This is a genomic window from Megasphaera sp. DISK 18 (assembly GCF_001682955.1).
GTDB classification, from domain to species: Bacteria; Bacillota; Negativicutes; order Veillonellales; family Megasphaeraceae; genus Megasphaera; species Megasphaera massiliensis.
Window position 1 is genome coordinate 43,302 of sequence record NZ_LUGJ01000032.1, and the last position, 6,872, is coordinate 50,173.

Genomic DNA, 6,872 nt, shown 5'->3' on the forward strand with positions numbered 1-6,872 from the left:
GCTGAGTGTCAATAAAAAGATAGGGACGTACGGAAGATAATTTTGTTCGAATGTTCGCCAATAAGACATAGATAGTTCTCCACTCTGACCGGCTGTACCTATCAAAGCCAGGCATCAACCGGCCGTAATAATTCAGGCCGCTGCAGTAAATAAGCCGTCAAACTTTTTTCAGCGGCACAAATATCGTCATAAGGAGCAGGCTTCTGGATAACATCCGCACCGGATGTCGCCGTCAAAGGTTGATAATGAGTTTCTCCGCAACCGCCAATTGCCTTCTGGTCCACCCAATGATAAGGTGTGACACAAGACGTAACCGATTCTGTCAATGACTCAAACAGAGAATAGTAGGTGAATCCCGCCGGGGCTATGAGTTCAAACAGTGTCGGTAAAATATTCATGTGTCCGCCAATACGATTGCCTACCAGTGAATTTTTATCGATTTCCGGATGATGGAACATGAGGACCGGCGAGTGGAGTTCCCGAAAAGTGTACTCTCTTCTCATGAAAGACGTATGCTGCAGTTCCGAACACTGGAAGCCATGGTCGCCGGTAACGATGAACAGGCTATCCGGATAGGCCGACTTCATCTTCTGGATAAAGTCATTAATAGCTCTATCGGCATACCAAAAGGTACCTAAGACCTTAGGAATGATTTTCTCTTTCAACACATCGTCCTGGACTTTCATGACATTTTCAGCATCGAAGCCCAAATCTTTTAAGGGCATCTTATAGGGACCATGATTCGAGGTCGTATAGACAAAGTGGAACTGGGGCACATCATCGCTGCGCTGTTGAATCATGTCGGCCACCTTATTTAGAAAAATGTGATCGTAGACACCGACCCAGGAACGAGGCGCTTTCGGGTCACAGATATCGGTACCGGAATAGGAATGATTAAATCCGCAGGCCGGGGCAAAATGATTGAAGTTACCATGGGATAAACTGCCGCCGTACCAATAATTCGTTTCATAGCCCAGTTTTCGCAGCTGTATCGGTAGCGACGTAGGCAGTGTCCCCTCCCAAAAAGGCTCCCGTTCATTCAGTTCCATCCCGGCATCGAAGATTCCCAGCATGAGGCCGACGATAGACGGCCGAGAAATGATGCCACTGGATAACGTCGTATTAATGGACGCCGTATGGACGTCATTCATCAACTTCTTCCCTTCATCGGCAATATGAAGGTCGGCAAAGGCCGGATCAAAATAAGGCTGAGAATAACTTTCGCCGACAACCAAGAAAATATGGGATGGTCTCTTTATCTTAGGCCCTTTCGCCTGATGAGTGACGGCCTTTAAAGCATCATTAAAAGAGTCAACCGTGCCGCCCCGTTCTTCAATGAAAGGCTTTACGAAAGCAAGGTTTTCTGCAGGACTGCGCTGCATTCGCTCACTCATGCGGCGATGGCGAAGCATCTTTAGAGCAATTAAGTCGTCAACAGTAGCTTTGGCCAAAAAGGGATCGCTCTTGACAATGGCTGGAATCGTATCCCATTCCGGTTTATCATCATGTTTAAAAGTTCCACCATAACGGAAAAAATAAAAAGCCCCAATTATGAACAATACAACAGATGTATTGAAAAGGTAGTAATGCCAACCGCTGATAGCCGGATAGGGAATAACCGGCGTCGCCATCATGCCTTGGAGGATAAAAAAGACAATGGCTAAGTAAGGGATGAGTAAGGCCAATTTGCGGGCCCCATTGTATTGGTGAAAAAAGATATCGATAAGATTGTTTTTCTCCGCTTTTTCGCCGAGGAAAATGATATTATTAAAAATATCGTGAAACTGGGCATAAAAAATCATTTTCCCGACGAAAGCCACATACAGGACGACGCTGTAAACCATACCGAGCAAGACACGAATCAGGTCGCCGTACTGATGCCAAGGTCCGATAAAAAGGCTCGGAAGAGTAACGAGGACCATGGAAATGACAAAGACATAGGCATTTAAATCCATGCCCCACCAGAAACCGAAGCGAAAGCATTCCCATAAGGCGTTGCGTTTGCCGGCAAATCCCGGATACGGATTATGGACATAAATGAAAATGGCCCGAAATACGGCACATAAAATCGGGAAAAAAATCCATAGCTTAATATCTTGTTGAACTGCTAAAAAAAACTGTTCAAACACCATTTATTCCTCCTTGATAACTGCGAAGTGCTATTGATGGCGACAGATGCTACAGATATCGGTCATTATCACTTCATCGTTTGAAAAAAGCAGCAACAGCATTTCCAATATCTTAGTTCTTCTCCCGCATCAGCCGGGTTTCTTATTTTAAAACGTTCTCTAAGAACGTGGCTGTACTGAAATCATGATTTACTCGTTTTAATTCAGCCTCATACGTCGGCAGCATCTCTTCGTAGGACTGCAAAAACTGTCCCAGTTGCTGATGGAGGCGTCCCAGATTCTGTAAGTCCACTTCTTGGCCGACGGTATAGGTCCGGAGAATTTCCGGGTTCAAAACGTTCGTCGCCAATACCGGTTTATACAAGGCCAAGGCATTGAAATAGACGGCGCTCCAATTATACAGATAGCGTTCATTGCTATAAGGCAAAAACAAGACATCGACGCTTTGCAGCAGGTCGTACCAGGCTTTTCCCAGCACCTTGCCCTGAATGAACCGAACGGCCGATTCGCTACCGTATTTGGTCATAATTCGCGCCATATCGGCCGCATCATCGGGGCCGGTCGGCGCCGCTTGAACGACGAGTTCCGCCTTCCCTTCCAAATGGCTGTCCAAAAAGGCTTGAATAATACCGTCAATATCTTTTTCTCCCTTGCGGTAGTGGCCGAAGAAACCGATACGGACCGGTTCATGATACGTAAGGTTTGCCGTCACCGAAACACCTTGCGGGAGGAGAACCGGCGGCGGAATGATTTCAAGGTTAGAGACGTGATCCTCTGTAAAGTCATTGCGGAGGCTCGTAATTTTTAACTTGATATTTTGATAGCCTTCGCAGCGCCGAGCCTGTTTCAGGAATTTCGGCTTTTCATGAGGATTGACGCCCAAGAAAATAAAAATGACCGGTACAGGGCTATCTTTCAGTTTACTTTTATGCAGCGATCGTAAATATCGATACGTCGCCGTCGTCAGTATAATGGCGTCTACTTCATGACGGCAGGCCTTTTCATAGGCCGCATCGAACCACCGGACACGGCGCTGTTCCCGCTGAATGGACAGCCATATTTTTTTGAGTTTGCCGGCGCCTTCATAATCGACGATTTCACCGCCGCTCATATATTCGATCGGAATCCCAAAGTCAACGGGCAGGCTGCTGTTTTCCGGCAGATATAAGACCGGTTCATGGCCTTCTTTCTTCAGCTCATCGATGATCAGCCGGTCGAATTCCTGTTCAAACCCGCCTTGGGTCTTCACTGTTTCTAAAATAGCTACCCGCATTATTTTTTCTCCGCTCTTTGCAATTCGTATAATTTCAAATATTTCAACATCGTATAAAAGAAGTGGTTGAAGCACATGTATGTTCCCATCCAACCATCTAAGAAGCCGGCCCGGGATACGAACATCTTGAAGAACCCGCCTAAACTATGGAAAAAAATCCCCGATAAGGAAATCCGTTTCCCCCGCTTATAGGCGTCTTCAGCCCATATGGTCGTATATTGGCAGAGCTTCCCTTCCCAGTGATGCCAATTTTTATAGGTATAGTGTTCTAAATGACCGGGAAGATTCCGAACAGGCAGGGCACATTCCGGATGCTCATGGACTTTATTCACCCAAGTGACCGTCGTCCGCGGAAAGAGTCGCTTTACATGGTCCGGCTTTAATACACCGTGATTGAAGGTCGTTCCAAAGGCGACGGACTTCCGCTCCATCGAATACTGATGAGTCATTGGATCATGGTCCGTCACATCTTTGACGGCCTCGATGAGCTCGTCGTTCAAGCGTTCGTCAGCATCGAGATACAGCACCCAATCGGCCTTTGTCTGCTCGAGGGCAAAGTTGCGCTGCGCTGAAAAATCGTCGGTCCAGGCACGAAAACAGACGGTCGCGCCCTGCTCCTTGGCCAGTGCCACCGTCTTATCCGTACTTCCTGAATCGATGATGATAACGTCATCGGTACATTTTTTCGCATTCTTAACAACGTCGACAATGTTGTCTTCTTCATTCTTCGTCAAAATTAAAATCGCTAATGAGCTCACGAGCTGCGTCCTCTTTTCTTCAAAATAGGGTCATTCTCTCGGTATACTTAAGCTTTTGACATACTCCCACGGCTAAAGCCGAGGGATTCTAGGATACGAGCGAGAACCGCGCATCTCGCGATGGCCTTACATTCTCTCTCCTAACGGATGATGCCCCACCCGTATACAAGATTAGATCATTAGTAGTCTCAGACCTTCTGACAAAATATTTCTAGCTGCATTGCGATCTCGGTCATGATGGATTCCGCAGGAAGGACAAGTCCATTCATAGACACGAATATTCTTAACTTCTTTGTTTTGGTGGCCACAGTCGTGACAAATCTGACTGGACGGATAAAATTTATCTATCTTGACGATTTGTGTTCCTGTCTGACGGCCGACATATTCCAGGATATTCTCGAACGCAGCAAAGCCGTAGTCGTTGACTTTTTTCCCGTGACCTTGCTGCATAGCCTTCATGCTGAGACTTTCAAGACAGATAACTGCATACTTCTGACATAGTTCTTTTGCGAGTTTAAAGTGGAAATCGCTGCGCTGATTCGCTTGTTTGTGATAGAGCCGTGCTAATACTTTACGATACTTCTGACGATTCTTCGAGCAGAGTTGACGGCGCGACAGATTTCGACAGGCCGTACGGATAGCCTTCTGGTTCTTCTGAAAGAAGGATGGCGCGGCAATATCATTTTCCTCATCCGGAGCAACGAGCATTTTATCTTTAAAGCAGAAATCGAACCCGACGCTTTTACCTGTTCGTAGTTTAACTTCTGTAAATTTTTGTTCACAGACGAAGTAGAGATAAATGTCTCCCAAAGTGTCCCGCTTAACCGTAAGTGCCTTGATTCTGCCTTCGATGCTGCGGCTCTTGAAGTAGCGGTACTTCTGTTTGGCTATGTAGACTGTGCCATGCTCCTCATCAAGCTTCCAGCCAGCCTGCTTGAGCGTATAAGACTTGTACTTGCAGACGTTCTTAAAACCTGGCGGTGCGGTCTTACGTTTATTGTTGAGATTGGTCCAGAAGAGATTGTACGCTCTATCGATGCGGTCAGTGACATCCTGCAATGCCTGTGAGCCTATTTCTTTGAGATAACTAAACCGCTCAAGCTTCTTGAGCTTCGTCAAGTGCTTCTGCAAAGCAAACCTGTTCAGCAACTTATGATATATCTGCCAGTATCGCTTATGGAGGGCAATGCAATGATTGTAGGCAAGACCTGCGGCATTAATCTGCCGATGAAGTTTTTTATTGCGTTTTGCGGCATAAAGCTTAAACTTGTAGGTCTTTATCATTGCAACTCACCCCCTTGTTTTCTGCGTATCAATATACCACTTGATAGTATCGCTACTGACATTGCCCGCAGTCGAAACGAAATAACTTCTTGTCCAAAGGCTGGACATTCCGTTCAGTTTTGGAAATTCGTTACGAAGAACATGAGAAGAAGCTCCTTTTACCTCCTTCATAATTTCGGCAGGAGACTGCTTCGGCCAGCATTTCAAAAAAAGATGCACATGATCAATATGGCACTCCATTGCGAGAAGCTCAATTCCGAGTTCTTCACATTTCTGTCGAGTCAGTTCTTTGAAACGATTTTCTAACTGTGGAATAAGAAATATTTTGCGCCGATACTTTGGACAGAATACAAAATGATAGTTGATGAATGACACGGTAGTTTTTGTTCTAAAATATATCGTTTCCATGTTTATATTACAACACATTTGTAGATAAAACATAATATATTGTCTACAAAAACATTTATCCAATGATTAAAATCATTGGCTCTCTGCTAAACAATGTCGGTAATATTTTATCACATCCGGCCGGTAAAGTACAGAAAAGAGGCGGCTGCACAGAACAGCCGCCCCTTTTTACCGGTAAGGTTTCATGAAAGCGTTCAACAAGGCCATCATATCACTTCAATTTCTCCAGCCATGAATGCATGACCGCGTCGTATTCAGGAAAGCGGCCAATTAAGCTTGCCACAAAAGCCTCATCATAGGTATGAGTCGTCAAATTCCGATCATCGACCATTTTTAAGGCCTGTTCCGTTTCTGCGTCGCTCAAAAGGCCCGTTTCCCGACAGGCACGGATCACTTTTTTCGGCGATGCGGCGTCGATGCCGTCTTGGACATAGAGGTGTTCCTTAGCACATTTCCAAATCAGTTCAAAAGAAAATTCAAACCGCTGAATCAGGGCGTCCCGCTCAATTTCATTCAAGGTGTCACGGGAGGCTAATTCGTGAAATTTTCCCAAGGCCCTGACGGCTAATCGATACCGTTCGGTTATTCTTTCCACAAAACGCCCTCCTCTCGAATTCGCCGACATAAAGCGGCTCCGGCGTGATGCATATCCACCACATCGACGTGACGAGGAATCGTAGATTCTTCCAATCGTTCTCTCAGCAACGTAATTTCATAGGAAATATCGTCCCGGCTATCGATGGCTATATCGATGTCGGAACTCATCTTCTGTTCTCCTCGTGCCCAGGACCCAAAGAGATAAACGCGCACATCTCGTTCTTTGAAATGCTGCAAAACCACTTCTTTTACGCGCTGTACAGGCTCTTCATAGATGCTGTAGACTGTCATAATAATCCCCATCTTCCGATAAATGTCTTTCTCGTTTCACTATAGCAAAGATTCCTTAACTTCGCAAGCGATTGGCAGGACAGACGCCAGACAGCAAAAGGCTGCCCTGCCGATTGATATGCTCCCCTTTAG

7 protein-coding genes are annotated in these 6,872 nt (G+C 45.8%); all 7 read right to left on the reverse strand.

From position 1 onward, the window contains the following. Positions 1-101: 101 nt before the first annotated feature. The 7 genes from A0U42_RS07135 to A0U42_RS07160 all read right to left on the reverse strand — a co-directional run bounded on the left by A0U42_RS07135 (position 102) and on the right by A0U42_RS07160 (position 6,740). Positions 102-2,132: an LTA synthase family protein gene (locus tag A0U42_RS07135; protein ID WP_255304126.1), complete on the reverse strand. Its 2,031-nt coding sequence runs from the start codon at positions 2,130-2,132 to the stop codon at positions 102-104. A gap of 139 nt (positions 2,133-2,271) precedes the next feature. Then, the gene (locus A0U42_RS07140; protein ID WP_065360436.1) at positions 2,272-3,402 is read right to left on the reverse strand and encodes a glycosyltransferase; all 1,131 of its coding nucleotides are present in this window, start codon (positions 3,400-3,402) and stop codon (positions 2,272-2,274) included. Next, positions 3,402-4,160 (reverse strand): glycosyltransferase family 2 protein, encoded by a 759-nt coding sequence (locus tag A0U42_RS07145; RefSeq protein WP_065360437.1) that lies wholly within the window; start codon positions 4,158-4,160, stop codon positions 3,402-3,404. The genes A0U42_RS07140 and A0U42_RS07145 overlap by 1 nt, the downstream gene beginning before the upstream one ends. 171 nt (positions 4,161-4,331) lie before the next feature. Then, a complete protein-coding gene (locus A0U42_RS07150; RefSeq protein WP_065360438.1) occupies positions 4,332-5,444 on the reverse strand; it encodes an RNA-guided endonuclease TnpB family protein in 1,113 nt (370 codons plus the stop codon). A gap of 6 nt (positions 5,445-5,450) precedes the next feature. Further along, positions 5,451-5,852, reverse strand: a complete 402-nt coding sequence (gene tnpA, locus A0U42_RS11495; RefSeq protein WP_083122421.1) for an IS200/IS605 family transposase — start codon at positions 5,850-5,852, stop codon at positions 5,451-5,453. Between the two features lie 211 nt (positions 5,853-6,063). After that, positions 6,064-6,447 carry an HI0074 family nucleotidyltransferase substrate-binding subunit gene (locus A0U42_RS07155; protein WP_065360439.1) on the reverse strand — a complete coding sequence of 128 codons (384 nt, stop codon included), beginning with the start codon at positions 6,445-6,447 and terminating at the stop codon, positions 6,064-6,066. After that, positions 6,435-6,740: a nucleotidyltransferase family protein gene (locus tag A0U42_RS07160; protein WP_065360440.1), complete on the reverse strand. Its 306-nt coding sequence runs from the start codon at positions 6,738-6,740 to the stop codon at positions 6,435-6,437. Before A0U42_RS07160 ends, A0U42_RS07155 begins: the two co-directional genes overlap by 13 nt. Positions 6,741-6,872 lie beyond the last annotated feature (132 nt).